This is a genomic window from Caenimonas sedimenti (genome assembly GCF_007833165.1).
Classification (GTDB): domain Bacteria; phylum Pseudomonadota; class Gammaproteobacteria; order Burkholderiales; family Burkholderiaceae_C; genus Ramlibacter; species Ramlibacter sedimenti.
On the sequence record NZ_VOBQ01000013.1, the window covers coordinates 192,596 to 209,098 of the forward strand.

17 protein-coding genes are annotated in these 16,503 nt (G+C 63.5%); 6 read left to right on the forward strand and 11 right to left on the reverse strand.

The genetic code is table 11. The features are described from left to right. The first annotated feature begins 310 nt into the window (after positions 1-310). Positions 311-730, forward strand: coding sequence for a DNA-binding protein (locus FN976_RS17195; RefSeq protein WP_255440538.1), 420 nt, complete (start codon positions 311-313; stop codon positions 728-730). An 84-nt stretch (positions 731-814) separates the two neighbouring features. Here the strand turns inward: FN976_RS17195 and FN976_RS17200 are convergent, their stop codons facing one another. Together FN976_RS17200 and FN976_RS17205 are read right to left on the reverse strand one after the other, a co-directional pair. Then, entirely contained in the window at positions 815-2,440 is a 1,626-nt protein-coding gene (locus tag FN976_RS17200) for a hybrid sensor histidine kinase/response regulator (RefSeq protein WP_222432834.1), read from the reverse strand. 2 nt (positions 2,441-2,442) lie between these two features. After that, positions 2,443-3,609 carry an FIST signal transduction protein gene (locus FN976_RS17205; RefSeq protein ID WP_145894269.1) on the reverse strand — a complete coding sequence of 389 codons (1,167 nt, stop codon included), beginning with the start codon at positions 3,607-3,609 and terminating at the stop codon, positions 2,443-2,445. Between the two features lie 239 nt (positions 3,610-3,848). Here FN976_RS17205 and FN976_RS17210 point away from each other — a divergent pair, with 239 nt between their 5' ends. From FN976_RS17210 to FN976_RS17220, 3 genes are all read left to right on the forward strand, one after another. Then, on the forward strand, positions 3,849-4,805 hold the full coding sequence (locus FN976_RS17210) for a Bug family tripartite tricarboxylate transporter substrate binding protein (RefSeq protein WP_186510936.1): 957 nt from the start codon (positions 3,849-3,851) through the stop codon (positions 4,803-4,805). Positions 4,806-4,819: 14 nt separating this feature from the next. Next, positions 4,820-5,722 carry a Bug family tripartite tricarboxylate transporter substrate binding protein gene (locus FN976_RS17215; protein WP_145894271.1) on the forward strand — a complete coding sequence of 301 codons (903 nt, stop codon included), beginning with the start codon at positions 4,820-4,822 and terminating at the stop codon, positions 5,720-5,722. Between the two features lie 156 nt (positions 5,723-5,878). After that, positions 5,879-6,220, forward strand: coding sequence for a response regulator (locus FN976_RS17220; protein ID WP_145894272.1), 342 nt, complete (start codon positions 5,879-5,881; stop codon positions 6,218-6,220). A gap of 260 nt (positions 6,221-6,480) precedes the next feature. Here the strand turns inward: FN976_RS17220 and FN976_RS17225 are convergent, their stop codons facing one another. Genes FN976_RS17225 through FN976_RS17245 form a run of 5 tightly spaced genes read right to left on the reverse strand, consistent with a single transcriptional unit; the run spans position 6,481 to position 9,762 of the window. After that, complete coding sequence (locus tag FN976_RS17225) at positions 6,481-7,884, reverse strand: MBL fold metallo-hydrolase (RefSeq protein ID WP_145894273.1); 1,404 nt, start codon at positions 7,882-7,884, stop codon at positions 6,481-6,483. 18 nt (positions 7,885-7,902) lie between these two features. Beyond that, positions 7,903-8,556, reverse strand: a complete 654-nt coding sequence (locus tag FN976_RS17230) for a DUF599 domain-containing protein (RefSeq protein ID WP_145894274.1) — start codon at positions 8,554-8,556, stop codon at positions 7,903-7,905. A 3-nt stretch (positions 8,557-8,559) separates the two neighbouring features. Continuing rightward, a complete protein-coding gene (locus FN976_RS17235; RefSeq protein WP_145894275.1) occupies positions 8,560-8,994 on the reverse strand; it encodes a YeeE/YedE family protein in 435 nt (144 codons plus the stop codon). Positions 8,995-9,004: 10 nt separating this feature from the next. Continuing rightward, positions 9,005-9,439, reverse strand: coding sequence for a YeeE/YedE family protein (locus FN976_RS17240; RefSeq protein ID WP_145894276.1), 435 nt, complete (start codon positions 9,437-9,439; stop codon positions 9,005-9,007). 2 nt (positions 9,440-9,441) lie between these two features. Next, on the reverse strand, positions 9,442-9,762 hold the full coding sequence (locus FN976_RS17245; RefSeq protein WP_145894277.1) for an ArsR/SmtB family transcription factor: 321 nt from the start codon (positions 9,760-9,762) through the stop codon (positions 9,442-9,444). 71 nt (positions 9,763-9,833) lie between these two features. Between FN976_RS17245 and FN976_RS17250 the strand changes: the two genes are divergently transcribed. Beyond that, entirely contained in the window at positions 9,834-10,712 is an 879-nt protein-coding gene (locus FN976_RS17250; RefSeq protein WP_145894278.1) for an MBL fold metallo-hydrolase, read from the forward strand. A 96-nt stretch (positions 10,713-10,808) separates the two neighbouring features. On the opposite strand, the gene FN976_RS17255 is transcribed toward FN976_RS17250, so the two are convergent. From FN976_RS17255 to FN976_RS17265, 3 genes are all read right to left on the reverse strand, one after another. Next, entirely contained in the window at positions 10,809-11,246 is a 438-nt protein-coding gene (locus tag FN976_RS17255) for a PAS domain-containing protein (RefSeq protein ID WP_145894279.1), read from the reverse strand. Positions 11,247-11,318: 72 nt separating this feature from the next. Then, a complete protein-coding gene (locus FN976_RS17260; RefSeq protein WP_145894280.1) occupies positions 11,319-12,074 on the reverse strand; it encodes a hypothetical protein in 756 nt (251 codons plus the stop codon). Positions 12,075-12,362: 288 nt separating this feature from the next. Continuing rightward, positions 12,363-12,734, reverse strand: coding sequence for a hypothetical protein (locus tag FN976_RS17265; protein ID WP_145894281.1), 372 nt, complete (start codon positions 12,732-12,734; stop codon positions 12,363-12,365). Between the two features lie 67 nt (positions 12,735-12,801). Here FN976_RS17265 and FN976_RS17270 point away from each other — a divergent pair, with 67 nt between their 5' ends. Beyond that, positions 12,802-13,044 carry a hypothetical protein gene (locus FN976_RS17270; protein ID WP_145894282.1) on the forward strand — a complete coding sequence of 81 codons (243 nt, stop codon included), beginning with the start codon at positions 12,802-12,804 and terminating at the stop codon, positions 13,042-13,044. 71 nt (positions 13,045-13,115) lie between these two features. On the opposite strand, the gene FN976_RS17275 is transcribed toward FN976_RS17270, so the two are convergent. Next, positions 13,116-16,502, reverse strand: a complete 3,387-nt coding sequence (locus FN976_RS17275) for an ATP-binding protein (protein WP_145894283.1) — start codon at positions 16,500-16,502, stop codon at positions 13,116-13,118. Between the last annotated feature and the right edge of the window lies 1 nt (position 16,503).

Consider the following 16,503-nt stretch of genomic DNA (forward strand, 5'->3'; position numbering starts at 1 on the left):
ACCGGCAGTTTGACTGCAAGCTCCAGTACCTCTGGCCTGGTCGTGGAAAGCACAACATGGACATGGTGAAGTCCGGGGTACACAGTGCTTGCCCATGGCTCGACTGTGCGCTCCCCATCCAGCTCTGCTGTAGGACAACAGCTCGTCAGCAAGCAGCCAAGTCCTGACTAACGGGCACGACACTCGCTGCACCTTCACCTGTGCGCTGGCCGACGTTTCGTCCGCACTTGTCCTCCGGCCGGACGGTGCACAATGCCCGCGCGGACCAAGCACTGTGCTTTCCGCTCCCGGCAACGATGGGTGATTGCGCATGATTAAGGGAAGACGTTCGTCCAAGATGCAGTACGAAGAGGTTCTCGCTTCGGCCGAGGCGATGCTGGCGGAAGGGAAGCCGCCGAGTGTTCGTGCTTTGCGTGACAGGATCGGCGGATCTCCCAACGACATAGCGCCGCTACTAGCAAAGTGGCGCGCGGAAGGTGGTCAGCAGCGGAGTCTGAAACTTCGCTCCTCAACGAAGCCGCGAGGCAGCGTCTGGGATTTGGGAGATGCCGCCTATTTGGACGCCATCGAGGCGTACTTCATCGATGCCGGGAGCTTGGGTGTGGCAGCTCGGTTAGAGCGAGCCGAAAGCTGCTTGCGCCAAGTTCTCGCTGCACACCGTCTCTCTCATGTTGCCGGCGCAGCTGCATCGAGCAGCAGTGCGCCGCAGAAGGATTCCCGCGTTCAGTGAAGTTCGCGACGGTCGTCGAGCAGGATCTAGGGAGTGAAACGCCACTATGGCCGACTCTTTCCTGCTCGCCCGTATCAGTTGTCCTCACTGCTGAACCGCGACGCCGGCGCTGGCCAGCAGCTCCTGCAACTGCTCGAAGGAAACAGGCTTGACCAGGTGGCCGTTGAAGCCTGCCTGCGCGGTGCGGCGCTTGTCTTCGGGGGTGCCGTAGCCGGTCAGCGCATGCAAATTCGTCGACTCGCCGAACCGCCTACGCCATTCCCGGGCCGTGGCGTAGCCATCCATACCAGGCAAGCCGATGTCGAGCAGGACGATATCCGGCTGGCCCAAGGCTTGTGCAAGTTCGAGCGCATGGGCTCCGTCATGCGCGACCGACACGTCGGCGCCCATGAGCCGCAGGATCTCGGCCAGCGACTGGGCGGCGTCGACGTTATCGTCGACCACCATCACCCTGGCGTGAAGCTGGCCGGATTTGCCTGCTGCGTCTTTCGGGGCGTCGTCCACCGGGGCTGGTATCAGCGGAAGCAGGACGTGAAAAGTGCTTCCCTGGTTCGGGCCCGCGCTTTCCGCGCGAACGGAGCCGCCATGCGAGTCGACCAGCATCCGCACCAGCGTTAGGCCGATGCCCAAGCCGCCCGGTGCGCGGTCCAGGGAACCCGGTACCTGCGTGAACATCTCGAAGATGCTGCCGAGCATCTCCTTCGGAATGCCGACGCCGGTGTCGCTGATGCGGATGCAAGCCTGAGCCCCGTCTTGCAAAACCGCCAGCTCGATCTCACCGCCCGGCGGCGTGTACTTCGCAGCGTTGTTGAGCAGGTTCGAGAATACCTGCGTGAGGCGCACACGGTCGCCGTGCACGTGCAAGGGGGCCGGGGCTTCGACGACGCGCACCCGGTGGCCGCGGCTTTCAACAAGCGGCCGGCTCGCGTCGAGCGAGGCGGCGAGCAGGTCGTCCAGCCGCAGCACTTCGAGGCGCAGCTCGATCAAGCCGCGGCTGACGCGGGAGACGTCCAGCAGGTCATCCACCAAGTGCGTGAGCTGGTGAAGCTGCCGGGTCATGACGGCCAGTTGCCGATCCAGGAGCACGGCATCCCGCTCCGGTGCCCGGCGGATGATCTCGATGGCGCTTGTCATTGGCGCCAGTGGGTTGCGCAGTTCGTGTGCCAGCATCGCCAGGAATTCGTCCTTGCGCTGGTGCTCGGAGCGCAGCTGGTGATTCAATTCGGCCGCAGCGCCTCGCGCGGCGTCAAGGGCCTTGGCGAGCTGGTGTGCCTTCGCCGCCGCTGCGCGCGCATCCGACGCCTCGGCCCGCTCGATCGCCATGGCCTGCTGCGCTCGCAGCACAGCGCAAAGCAGCGGCAGGGCCACCTCGAAATCCTCTGGAAAGGCGATCTTCTTGTCTCCCACCAGAACGAGGGCGCAATGCTCCGTCACGCGCGCATGCGCGACGAATTCTTGTCCTTCGATGTCAACCGCAGCGGCGTGATCGCCTGGTTCACGGCAATCCGCAAGGAACGCGCGCCAGCGCGGGCCGGCGCTCAGCGTCTTGGGCATGCCGGGTGCGGGCAACAGCAACCGGAGTTCCTTGTCCTCAACGTACACGAGCAGGTAGGCGGCACCGAGTGCCCTGGCCAGCTCGCCGGCAGCCTCGGCCCGCCGTGCCTCGTCGCTGAGCGCGTCAATCAGAGACCGGAGAGGGCCGGCCGCCATGCTCACGCCGGAAGCACACAAACCACTGCCGTGCAGTTGTGGAAGCCGCCGAACTGCCCCTCGGCGCGCGCGATCTGGCCGTAGGTGTTGCAACCGACGAAGGCCGCGGGTGCCAGCAGGCTCGCGCAGGCATGCAATTCGTCCTCGAAGGCCCGGCCGAGGCGCAGCCGCGTGGCCACGCAGTCGAAGACGAAGGCTGCGGCCGGCTTTTCTCCGGCAAGCGCGCTCAATGCCGCCGACGTGGCCGTGCGCGCTGCTTGCACGGCGGAATCAGCCGTGGTCTTCATCACGTGGATCACGGAGCCTTCGGGCACCGCCGCGGCACACAGGATCGCGCCGCTTTCGCCGATCGCCAGCGGCACTCGGAGGCGATAGCCCTCATCGGCGCGAATTCCCAGCACGTTGTGCAGGAAGAATGGCATCGGGTCCTGCTCATCGAACGTTTGTCCGCTTCGCTGTGCGTGCTCGCGCAGCGCCTCGACCGCCGGGACCCCGTTGATGCCGATGAGGCGCGTGCCCACAGCTTCGGTCACGCGCAATGCCGGTCCCGCGGGCTCCCAACCATGCGCGACGCCGACGCCAACCGGCTTGCTCGAAAGAATCTCCAGCGCAGAGACGGCATTGTTGTAAGCCTGCGTGCCTGCGAACACGTGCGTCGTGTCGAAGCGTCCGTCGTCGCCCGCTCCGCCGCCGAAGAACCGGTAGTTGCCGCCGGTGGCGAGCGTCAGTTCTTCGACCAACGCATCGGTATGTCCGGCCAGCGCGTCGGTCATGACGAGGGCGCTGCGGTGGGGCAGCGCAGGTTTGGCAGTCCCGCGGAAAGCCTCCACCAGCTGGTGCGCGGCTCCCTTCGCGTCACTGCTCACGCCCTGCCCGAGGCCCACAGCGAATTTGATGTTGGGCGAGCGGATGCCCAATGCAGATACCTGGCCTTCTCCGCGCGACTGGTTCGTGAACTCGCCGGCCGACGACGCGCCGGCAATCACTGTCGTGCCGGCGGCTTCAGCGAGCGCCTTGAGCAGGTTAGGGTAGTCGTGCTGGGCCGACGCGAAAACCACGATCGCATCCGCCGGGGAACCACCGAAGGCGGTGCGGATTTCGGCTCCGAGTTGGCTGCCGGCACGAGCGCTGTCGCGTTGATCGGTGATGGCGATATGGGTCTGGGTCATGGCGTGGCGGCAAGAAAAGAGACGGAAGGCGAATAGTGTCGGTCAGAGCGTTCCGACGCCGTGTAGGAATTGGCTGACGTCATAGGCGGTGGCCTGCAACGGCCTCCGCTCCCGAAAAGTTTGATTCTCCAATTGGACTACTGGACTGACATGGGTGGCGGCTGAGGCGCGCCGCAAGCGGCACGCGAATGACTCACAATGGAGACTCAGGAAATCTTTCGACTGGCTTCGCTACTTCCATGGATCGGCGCAAATTTCTTGCCGCAGGCTGCGCTACTGTCGTGCCGCCCGCATCCTTGGCCCAGGATTGGCCGAATCGGCCTATCAAGTTCGTGGTTCCCTTTCCGCCCGGCGGCGCGGCCGACACCGTTGCGCGTGAGCTTGCGAGCCGCCTGCAGGTGTCGCTGGGAGTCGCCTGTCTTGTCGACAACCGTCCTGGTGCGTCCGGAACGATTGGCGTGGACGCTGTTGTGAATTCACCGGCGGACGGCTATACGCTCCTGAGCCATGTCTCCTCCATCGTCATCCAGCCCCACTTGGCAGCCGCGCGGCACAATGTACTGGCGGAGCTGGCGCCGATCACGCAGACGGTGGCCGGATCCTACGTCCTGGTGGCCCACCCCACATTTCCGGCAAGTGACCTTCAAAGCTTCGTCGCGGTTGTCAAGCGATCCCCCGGCAGATACAGCTATGCCAGCTTCGGCAGTGGGTCTGGCCCGCACTTGGCCATGGAACTGCTCAAGGGACATGCGGGGCTCTTCATTGTCCACGTCCCGTTCCGTGGCGCTGGACCGGCTCTGCAGGAGCTGCTCACCGGCCGGTTGGACATGGCGTTTGAGACCACCTTTGCCGCGCTGCCGCACATCCGTGCCGGCAGGCTAAAGCCGATCGCCCTCGGCGGCTTGTACCCATCAGACGCCTTACCCGGCGTGCAGACCATCGCGACATCGATCTCGGGATTCGATACCGATGGCTGGCAAGGCATGTTCGCTCCGCGAGCAACGCCCGCTCCCGTCGTGAGCCGCTTGGCCGAGCATCTCACCCGCGCCCTGCGCGACCGCGAATTCACTCAAAGGAATTCAGATCTCGGGTTTCGGACGATCGGTAGCTCGCCGGCCAACTTCGCCACGTTCGTCAGGAGCGAATACGAGAAATGGGGTCAGGTCATTCGCGAGCGCGGCATCCGACCTGACTGACCTGCAAATCGCCAATGTCTGACGGATTTCCAGATCGCCCAGTCCGGTATGTTGTCCCGTTTCGTCCGGGCGGCCCGCCAGATGCCATCGGTCGGATCGTCGCGCAGGGCCTCTCATCGTTGTGGAATCAGCCTGTCACCATCGACAACCGGCCTGGCGTCAATGGAAACACGGGCAGCGAGTTCGCGGCGAGCGCCCCGCCCGATGGGCATACGCTGCTGCAGGGGACCAGCGCAACCCACGGATCCAATGTCGTGCTGTTTCCGCTCATGGGCTTCGATCCCTTCAACGACCTCACGCCGGTAGTTCCCCTGATTGAAGGGCCGGTGTTCCTGGCAGTGAGCGCACAGCAACCCTATCAAACGTTTGAGGACCTCGTCGCCTACGCCCGCGCCAAGCCGGGCGAGGTTCGGTTCGCTACTGCGGGGCCTGGTTCGCCTCAACACCTGGCGGGGGAGCTATTCCGAATCCGCGCTGGGGTGGACATCGTGCCAGTCCACTATGCAGGGGCCGCGCAGGCGCTGCGGGCGCTTTTGCAGAACGATGTGGAAATCTACTTCGGATCCGACTTCTCGGCGCACGCAAGCGCTTCCAAAGTGCATCTGCTTGGGGTATCCACACGTTGGCGCTGGCCATCCGCGCCTACCATTCCGACGATGGTAGAACGTGGGATCGCAGACTTCGAGATTCATGGGTGGTTTGGTCTCTTTGCGCCTGCAGGCACGCCGGCCACCACGATCGAGCGCATCAACCAGGATGTGAATCGCGTGCTTGTGCAGGAAGACGTCGCTCGCCGCATCCGCGAATTCGGGTACCGAATCCTCGGTGGAAGCCCGACCGAATTCGCAGCACGGCTGGGGCGAGACCGGAACTATTGGAGCGACCTGGTTCGCCGCAACGGACTCACGCTCGTTTAATCGACCTGCACGGCGAATCGGTGGAGGTTCGAAGCGGCAGCGATGCAAAGGGTGCCCAGTTCGTCGTGAGGCTGCCGACGGTCGAACCGGCGTTCGCAGCCTCACCCCGATCGATGGTCGACGGGTTCGCAAGTACCACAGCGCGCGTCCTCGCGGATGCCGCCCGAACACGCGGAACTCATCACTTCGCATGGACACGAGGTCGAGGTGGCCCACGATGGACCGGAAGCGCTCGGGAAGGCGGCTTCATTCCAACCGGACGTCGCTTTCCTTGACATCGGCTTGCCGGTCATGGACGGGTTTGAATTGGGGCGCCGGCTGGGCGACATGCCCAGTCAAGAGCGTCTGGTGATGGCCGCCGTGACAGCCTATGGTCAGTTGCAGTACACGGAGCGCTTCTCGGAGTGCGGTTTTTCTGCGCACTTGGTCAAGCCAGTGGACATCAATGGTCTCTTTGCCATTGTTGCCCAACGGGCTGAGTTCATACCGTCAACTTAGCTCTGACGCCTTGGACTCCGCAATGGGACAGTGCTTGGCTGGAGCCTGACGATGAATAGCGGTGAGCATCGGGGTTGGTGCTTTCAGACGATGCTTTGTTGGGAGAGCCTTTGGGCGCGTCCCGAAGCTGTGTATAGGGTCCAGGCGCTCTGTGACTCAGCAGAGGACTCAGCCCCTGTCGCGGAAGGAACCACCTTGAGATTTAAGAGAGCAAACAGAAATCTGCGCCCACTTTCGGCTCAACGTGAACATCAACTGTACTAAGCATTTTTCTCAACGGGAAGCGCGTTTTTTGTCCAAGCCTGCCAGCTACCAGGCACATTTGAGACTTCAAACTCGTTGGATTTCAGAATGCTGGCCGCAATCGAAGCGCGATAACCGCTGTCGCAGTAGACGACCACCGGCTTGTTCTTCCTCAGGTCTGAGAGCTTGGCCGGAAGCTCGGGCAGGAAAATGTGGCGTGCGCCTGGCACATGGCCCCTCGCCCATTCCTCCGGAGCGCGGACGTCCACGATGACAGGGCCATCAGGACGGGACGAGAGCGCCGCCAGTTCCGTGACATGCATTTGAGGCAACTGCACGATGCCATAGCCCGCGTTCTCCCAGGCCGATAATCCGCCCGCGAGGTATCCGGCGAACCGAGTGAACCCAGTGCGCGCCAAGTGCTTCAAGACCAGGGACAACTGACTGTCGCTCTCCAACACCAGAAGGAGTCTCTTTTCAGGGTCGATCATCCAGCCGGCCTGAATCGACAGGTGCCCAGTCGCGCCAAAGTTGAGTGCGCCGGCGATGTGGCCGCCTCCAAAGGCGAGCATGTGGCGCGTGTCGACCACGACGACATCCGGCTCGCCGAGCAAACTCTTGAACTCTTTCGGTGGCAAAGCAGGAACCGCAGCGACATCAGCAGGGCGTGGCGGCGCGTCCGTGTTGACGTCTTTCAGCCGCGGGTAGTAGCTCGGTTTCGGCGGCAGGTTTCCCAGCGCCCGTTCCCGGAACTTCGCCTCATTGGGCTGCCGCAGCAACTCGTTGTGCAGGAATTCGTAGCCGATGGTCGAGAGCAGCTTGTCTCCGATGGCTGCGCCACATGGCGAGCCATGCACATGTGTGGGATACACCAGCACGCCTTCGTCCAGTCCACGGAAGAACTCATACAAAGTGTTGAACTGTGCGGACGTCAGCACCTCCGTGTGCTCCGGCCCAAGGAGGTCGGTGCGTCCGGCGGTCTCGACCAGCAGGGAACCGCCAGACAACACGGCGAAGGGCGCGTCCTTCTTGCTGGTCTTGGCCACCAGGAGCGAGATGTGCTCGGGTGTGTGGCCAGGCGTGTGCTTCACCGTCAGCTGTACCGAACCGAGCTCCAGCACGTCCCCGTCATGCACCAAGCGGTGTTCGAACCCGTACGTGGGCGCATCGTGACCGCTGACGCACACCTGCGCACTGCCGGCCGCTGCAGCGAGGGCGCAGGCGCCGCTTACGAAGTCCTCATGGATGTGCGTCTGGACGACGTACTTGATGGCCAAGCCATGTTTGCGTGCGAGCTCAAGGTACTGCTCGACGTCTACTTGGGGGTCCACCACTGCCGCGATGCGGGCGGAGTCATCCCCAATCAGGTAGCTGGCATCGCCCAGCTCCTTCGTCAGCATCTGCTCAAGAACCAAAGCCATGGTGATTCCTTCCTGCTCTCAATTCGGAGAAATCAGCCGCCCCGGCTGAAATCGGTCAAAGCCAAACAAAACGGTGGCCACAAGCGCCGCGGCGACCGGGCCTGCGGCTGGGTGAAGAATGAAGGCGACCACGGGTGCTACCAGCACGAGCTGGCGAAGCCCCCAGCTGTAGAGGACGCCGGCCTTGCGGACGTACAGCGTTCCCGCGGACGTCCACTGCTTCCTGGCTTCGGAGTCCACCGGCATGCCGCCGACGAAGCCGGCGTGGCTGTAGTAGCGCACCGCCATAACTGACGTCACAAGCGACGCGAAGAGGAGCGCGAGCAGCGCAAGCTCCATGGCAAGTCGCGGCGTGAAGTTCGGGAGCGGCGCCGCGCTTATTTCCGCATGAAGTGACGGGACCGCCAGCGTCACGGTTCCCATCAACCCCAGCGCCGCGGTGGACGCGGTGATAGAGGCGGACATCACAGCGTTGCGCAGGGTCTGAACCGCTAGGATTTCTGACCCCTTTTGATTCGAGACGGCGACGAACCAGTCCTCACGGAGGTTCGCGTGCGCGGTGCGCGCCATGCGGTCGGGACGCCGGCGCTGGGCAAGCGCAAGCGAGACCTCGTAGCCGACAAGAACGGCGGCGGTCGCGAAGGCGGCCCACCAACTCAGTGCCACGTCCATGGCCTATGCCGCCGAGGCTTGACGCGCCGGCTTGCGCTCCAGCAGTTCGAAGATGCCCATGCCTACGAGCATGGCCACGACGAACACGACGGCCTTGGCCTCGCCCATGCCTAGTGCCACTACCGCAGGCCCAGGACAGAAGCCGGCCACGCCCCAGCCGATTCCGAACAGCAGACCGCCCCCGACCAGGCGCCGGTCGATGTCACGTGATTTGGGGAGCTTCATCTCAGTGCCCAGGAAGGACTGCGTCCTGCGCTTGGCGACGGCAAAGGAAATGAGGCCAACGCTGATGGCTCCGGCCATGACGAGAGCCAGCGACGGGTCCCAACGACCGGCCAAGTCCAGGAATCCAAGCACCTTGGCAGGGTTGGCCATGCCGGACACGATGAGCCCAACGCCGAACACGAGACCGGCAAGAAGAGAGGTAAAGATGTACATGTGTTTGACTTCAGATTCCGAAGAGGTGCCGGGTGACGTACACGGTCACGAAGCCCGCGCCCATGAAGGCGAGCGTGGCCGCGAGGGAACGCGGGGAGAACCGGGACAGGCCGCACACCCCGTGGCCGCTGGTGCAGCCCGAGCCGTAGCGAGTGCCGATGCCGACGAGGAGGCCTGCCAGGACGAGAGCGCCCGTCCCGGCGTCAATCTGAGGGCGCGGCAAATCCGAGAACAGTGCATAGGCCGAAGGCGCCACGATCAGGCCCAGGATGAATGCCGCTCGCCAAGCGACATCTCCCTTGATGGGCTTGACGAGTCCGCCAAGGACACCACTGATGCCGGCGATGCGCCCATTCAACAAAGCGAACATCGCGGCAGCGATTCCGATGAGCACGCCGCCGGCCAGGGACGACCAGGGGGTGAAAGCGTTCCAGTCAATGGTCATCGTCAGTCCTTGGGACAGTAGAGGCGGTACAGCACCGCCAGGATTTCGAGCAGCGCCGGGTCAGTGACGCGGTAGTAGATGTTCTTGCCTTCGCGGCGCGTATCCACAACGCCTTCGGTCCGCAAGACGCCAAGCTGCTGAGACAAGGTCGGCTGGTGGATGTCCAGAGCCTCCTCCAGCTCGCTGACGCACATCTCGCCTTGAGAGAGTTGGCACAGCAGGAGCAACCGCTGTTCGTTCGCAAGAACCTTCAAGGCGGCAACTGCCTTGCCTGCTGCAGTGCGCAGGATTTCCGGATGGATGACGAGAGTTTTTGGGGCCATGGTTCGCTCGGTATCTTGACATCAGTATATCAAACTATATAATCAAAGTCAATATACCGAATGAGCGTTTCATGGGCCGTACCACCATCCAACCCTTCTTTGATCCGAAGACCTGGACCATCTCGTATGTGATTGCGGATGCCGCAACCAGGCAGGCGGCGGTCATCGACCCCGTGCTCGACTACGACTTCAAGTCCGGGCACACGGACACGCGGTCAGCCGACGCAGTGCTGACCCATGTTCAAGCGCAGGGGATGACCGTTCAATGGATCCTGGAGACCCATGCACATGCAGACCACCTCTCGGGCGCTCGGTACATCCAGGAGCGGGCCGGCGGGAAAATCGCCATCGGAGAGCGAATCCGCGAGGTGCAGGCCACGTTCAAGAAGCTCTACAACCTCGAGCGTTCGTTCCTGCCGGACGGGAGCCAGTTCGACCACCTGTTCAAGGACGGGGAAGTCTTCAAGATTGGAGAAGTGGAAGCGACAGCCATCCTCGTGCCCGGCCACACGCCGGCAGACCTGGCTTACCTCGTGGACGGTGCCGTCTTCGTCGGCGACACCCTGTTCATGCCCGACGTTGGAACGGCGCGCGCCGACTTCCCCGGTGGAGATGCTCACGCGCTGTATTGGTCGATCCGGAGATTGCTCGACCTGCCAGCCGACACCCGGGTGTTCGTGTGCCATGACTACCCGCCCAAGGGGCGGGAAGTGCGGTGGGAGACGACGGTCGCGGAGCAGCGGGCTGCCAACATCCACGTCCGGGATGGCACCACCGAGGACGAGTTCGTGGCCATGCGGAAGGCTCGGGATGCGACGCTCGAAGTGCCGATGCTCATTCTTCCTTCGATGCAGGTGAACGTCCGCGCCGGCCAATTGCCCCCCAAGGACGCAAACGGGGTGGCCTACCTGCGCATCCCGTTGAACATGCTGCCGAAGGGCGAGCAGTAGGGGCCGGGCTCGCAAATCGGCTCGCCCAGACTGTTCGGGATCACCGAGGCAACCCGAGAGTATTCGCCGGGCGCCACGCCCGACTCGGTTCACGTTTCAACTGCGGTTCTCGAGAGTGGCGGCCATGAAGCGCGCGCTTCCGAAGCCGAAAATGCTGGTACGGACGCGCAACAAGATGCGCTCGCCGTCTGCTCGCGTGCCGGTCGCGTCCTGGCCTGAGCCATCCCGCTCCTCGCCTTGCAGTTCTACCAATTCCCGGAACGCGCGGCCGATCAAGGCCCCATCGGAGTAGCCAAGGATCCTGTGGCATTGCGCGTTGGCTGCCCGCACCAGCAGATCGCCATCAACGATCAGCATTGCCTGCGCCGTCGCTTCGATGACGCCAGCCAGCTCCACTGCCTTGCGATTTGACAGTTCCTCCACGGCAGATTCCAGATCGGCCTGTGCTTGCTGCAGTTCGGCGGACACAAGATTCAGTCCAAGCCGGACCTGGGCGGCTTCCTTGAACACCATTTTTTTCGCGTCAAGGATCATGCCCGCGCCCGACTTTGATCGCCGAACCCGCTAGATCGCTCAGGCTGCCAGAAATTCTTCGGCTGAGACGGGTTACCACAAAGAGGGCCACTGCCAGGACGCAAGCCAGTACAGCGGCGACGATGGCGCTCGCTCTTCTGGCGGCACCGATGAACTCCTCGTCGGGTATTCCAACGGCAACCACGAACCGAGAGCGAACCGACGTGGCGTAGAAGGCACGAACGATCGTCCCATCCTTCGTGGTCCCACGCAGCGAGCCTTCCGGCTTGGTCGCAATAGCTCGACGCAGATCATCCGTAGCTGGCTGGCCGATGAACTCATCGCGGCGAGGTTGACGAGCCAGAATCGTTCCGGATCGGTCGAGAACCGAGACCGTCCACCCGGCACACTTGTGACCCAGTCAGCACCAAGGGCAAACGCGTCCATCTCGCGACGGCCCCGAACTGCTGCTGGAGGAAGTTCAGTGCCGGGCGGCCTCAGGGTGTTCAGGACTTGAGCGCCTTCGGCACCGTCGAACACCAGAATATTGACGGCAATGGGATTCTTGCGGAGAAATTCCAGCGACTGGGCATGAAACGTCACCCAGTCCTGGTTGGCCAAGGCGGGCGAAGTACTGAGCGCGTCGAGTGCGAATTTGGATTGCAAGAGGCGTTCGTCGACACCAGAGCTCAGGGCCCGGACGGCCGCGACGGTGGACCTTTCCGTCCGCTCCACGGATTGCTCATAGCCGTACCAGACCAAGCCGAACGCCAGGATGGCGGACGGCAGGAGCGTGGCGGATATGATGACCGCCAGCAGGCGACCAATGGAATGCAGCGGGAGTGTCAACTGGGGTTCCGGAGCTGAATTGCATCGGGTGCCGCACGCCTCGAGCAAGGGACCACGAGTCAGTCATCCGTGGCTTGTGCGACTCATTCTAAAGTCTGGCGCAACGAGCACAATCAAGACCGTTCTTGACTGAATCAGTCTGACCTCAGCCAGTGCGGTGCGACGCTCATTTGCGAATTCTTACCCCTTCATCTGGCTGAAGGGCTCGGCGTTTCCCGGTCTGCGGGTGCGTCGCCGATACCGACGCACCGCTTTGCAGCAATGGGTCGCAATGGGATGCACTAAAATTTAGCTCTCCGGGCTGGGTACTTTCACGAGGAGCCAAGACAACGCCTGCTCTTCCGACTCGAAGACACGCAGATCAAGCCCGCCCTCCCTGGCGGGCCGTTCGCTATTTCTGGTCTTGCGGCCGACGGGGACGACCGACGCGATCCGATGGAGATGGTTCAGCTTCGTCGCCGCGGCCTGGCCCAAAGCAAACTGATCAGTAAAGCTCTGCAGTGTGCTGATGCCCCGCAGATCAACGAGAAGTTTCTGGATTCCTGCGCATTCGATCGCAATCACCTCAAGCGCAGACAAAACATGGCCGAGCTGAGGAGTGCCAACCAGACGCACGACGGCGTGCGTGTCATGGTGTTCCCAATTGAGTTCGAGCGACATTGCAATACTGTGCCATGAACGAGCGGAATGGGGGCCTGTTCCCAGGCCGAGGTCCCTACGGACGCACTTGCCATTCAACGTGGGCTTTGATTGCAAGGAGAGAGCGCTGTTCGGCGGCGTACTCGCGGGCGTTTCCTCGTGCTACGGCTTTGCCTTCAGCTTCTTAGACGCGGAGCGAGGAGGCTTCGGCGAGGTCTGCGCGGCGGCAGATTTCCCGATGTCCCAGACACTGCTCGCGCTCGGGACCACTCGTCTCGGCGGCGGTGCGCACTTCTTCGTACTGCATCGGATTCGCGCGTCTGGCACGTGACATGCGGAGATTTTAGACGCGCCACTTGAGCCTGAGATTGGCCGGGTCATGCGCCTTCGCCCGCGCCAACGTCAGCGCAACGGGATGGAACTCAGTAGGTTTCGCAACGCATCCACTTCGATTGGCTTGACCACGTGCCTGTCGAACCCCGCATCCCGGGAACGCAGCAAATCCTGTTGCTGCCCCCAGCCGGTGAGCGCAACCATCATGCGCTGAGGGCCACCTGGCTGCGCGCGAATCTGGCGCGCCGCCTCGTAGCCGTTCAGGTGCGGCATGCCGATGTCGAGAATGACCAGTTCGGGATCGAACGCAGGCGTTTCCCGGACCGCCGTCCGGCCGTCGAACACGAGCTTCACATGATGGCCCAGCATCTCGAGGAGCATGCCCATGGTCGACGCCGCATCGGTGTTGTCATCCGCCACAAGCACACGCAGCGTCCGCTGGCGAGGCTGGACGCCCGCGAGGCCTTGCACCGGCGGGATGGGTCCGGCAGACAAGGGCAACCGCACTTCGAACTCGCTGCCTTGGCCAGGGCCTGGGCTGGAGGCGCTGATGGTGCCACCATGCATCTGGATCAGCCGCTGGGTCAGCGACAGCCCGATCCCCAGCCCACCGCGAGAGCGCGACAAGGCGGATTCTGCCTGGGAGAACATTTCGAACACCTTCTCGAGGTGGTCGGCGGCGATACCGATGCCGGTGTCGGCGAATCGGACGAGTGCCTCATTTTGCTCACGCTTGACGGACACGTCGATCCGGCCGCCATCCTCGGTGTACTTCACGGCGTTGTTCAAGAGGTTGACAAACGCCTGCGTCAACCGTGTGCGATCCGCTTCCACGGTCAAGCTCGCATCTGGCAAGTGGGCCACCAGCTCGTGTCGCGACGCGTCGGCAGCGGGTCGAACGCTTTCTATCGCGTCAGCCAGTACTTCCCGGATGGACAGCGCCTCCGGGCGGAGTTCGATTCGGCCGCGGTTGATGCGGCTCACGTCCATCAGGTCATCGATCAGGCGGCTGAGAGCCGTGGCCTGGCGGTCCAGCAGTCCGGTTGCCCACCGCACGCGGTCCGGTTGTTCCGGGTCTCGCTTGAGGATTTCGACGGCATTGCGCACGGGCGCCAGAGGATTGCGGAGCTCATGCGCCAGGGTAGCGAGGAATTCGTCCTTGCGGGTATCCACCTCGCGCAATTGGGCCTCCCGTTGCGCCAAAGCATCCTGCGCGCGCTTGCGATCGGTAATGTCCGTGAACAACAAAGCGACCTGCTGTAGGTGCTGGTCTCCGATCCGCAGGGCAAACGTGTCGAACCAGCGGCCCATCGACTTCGAATGGCTTTGAAAGCGGATCGGCTCGCCGGTCATCGCCACGCGTGCGTAGGTTTCGATGTACGCCTCCTCGATGTCGGGGACGACCTCCCGGATCGTGCGGCCCACGGCCCCGGCGAGGCCGGACTGCCGCTCAAACGCCGGGTTGGCTTCGATGAACCGGTAGTCGCAGGGGCGCCCCTGACCGTCAAAGAGGACTTCCAGGATGCAGAAGCCCTCGTCGATGGACTGGAACAAGGTGCGATAGCGCTGCGCCGCGTGAGCCAGTTGCCGTTGCGCGTGCTTGCGCTCCGTCACTTCAAGGAACAGAACGGAAAACCGCTCTGCGCCGATCCGCTGCGCCCGCGCCTCATACCACCGGTTGTTCAGTGCCGGAACGTGCAACTCGAACTCTGCCGGCTCGCCAGTCGCGAGCACGCGCGCGTAGGTTTCGACCAGGTCGCGCGGGGCTCCAGGTATGGCTTGCGTGAGGGTTTTGCCGACTGCCTCCGCGGGTGAGATGCCGGTCAGGCGCTCGAAGGCCGGATTGACCTGGAGGAAAACGAAATCGTGCATGACGCCCAATGGATCGCGGATGGCCTCCGCGACGAAGAATCCCTCCGCCATCTGCTCGAACAAGCCCCGCCAGCGGGATTCGCTCGCTCGCAACGCCTCTTCAGCGCGACCGCGTTCAATCAATTCGCGGGTGCGCTCTGCGACTTCATTCATCAAGCCGATCTCGACCGGGCTCCAGCGCCGCGCTTCGCGTTGATTCAGGTAGACGATGGTGCGCAGGCGGCCGGCCTTGAAGAGCGGAACGACAAGGATGGCCCTGGTGTCCACTTCGTGCGAGGTACGAACGGTCGTCGCCTCATTCGTCAGGGCATCCTCCCGCACATTCTCGATGGCGATCGTGTCGCCCGCCCGCAGCCTCGCGATCACCTGGGGGCCGAAAGCGCTGGCGGGGAACCTGCCAAGCAAAGGCGGGACACCATTGGCGGTCCAGCAGACGTCGTAGTCGATCACGTCCAGTTGCTCGTCCACGTGCCCATAGCCGACGCGTCCCACACCAAAATGGTTCCCGAGCATCCGGCTGACTTGTTCGAGGATCGCGTCAGTGGATCCCCCGCGCCGCAACTCGTCAGTGAGCCTGAGCAAGAATGACTGACGCGCCTCGGAAGCACGCAGCGCGCGGACGAGTTCCGAGTTCTGGATGGCCACGGCGGCGCGCGCCGCCAGGTCGCCGGCGAGCTCCAGATCCCGCTGCGAGTAGACGCGGGCAGATTCCGCGGAGACGAAAGTGACCACGCCCAGCACACCTCGCGCCCCGATCAGCGGAACGCCCATGTAGGAATGCAGGCCCAGCGAGCGTGCATTGCGCAAGTGCTCTTCGTCCCGCGCCGAAAGCTCCAGCAAGTCGTCGGGGATCGATTCGAGCAGTTCGGGTCGCCCGGTCCGCACCACGTTCCAGGCGCCGACGGGAGCGTTGCGTTCCGGGGGCCAGCGGCGGTGAAGCTCCTGCGCCAGCGCCACCTTCTGCGGATCGATGTGGGCAACGGCGAGCCGACGAAGGTTTCCCGCGTCGTCCAGCATGTCCACCGCGCACCAATCGGCGAAGTGCGGGACCGCCATTGCGGCGACGCGTCTCAGGGTTTCCTCATAGTCGACGGAACGAGCCAGCTCCGCGCTGACCTGGGCCATGAACCGCAGGTCGGCCTCCTCCTGCTTCCGTTCGTCCACGAGCGTGCAAACGCCAGTGATCTCAGCAGGCTTGCCGGAGGCATCGAATGTCGTGCGTCCGATGCCCTCGAGCCAATGCACGGAACCATCAGGCCAGACAACGCGGTACTGCACCTTGTGGCTTCCGGTCGCGATGGAGGTGGCAAAGGCCTGCTGCACGATGGGTCGGTCCGGCGGATGAACCAGGGAAAGGTAGTCAGCGGGCGCGTCCGTGCCTTCGCGCAGCCCGTGAAGGGCGAACATCGCCGGGGCCCACCACCGCTCCCGGGTCTGCAGATTGCTGTGCCATGCGGCGGCGCTGCCGGCGGTCAGGGCGGCTTGCAGCCGCGCGTGCGAGACATCGTTGGCTGTGAAACCCTGCGTCGAAACGCCTGCGCCGGGCCATGCGGCAAGTAAATCTGGGGGGCCGGAATCGGACATC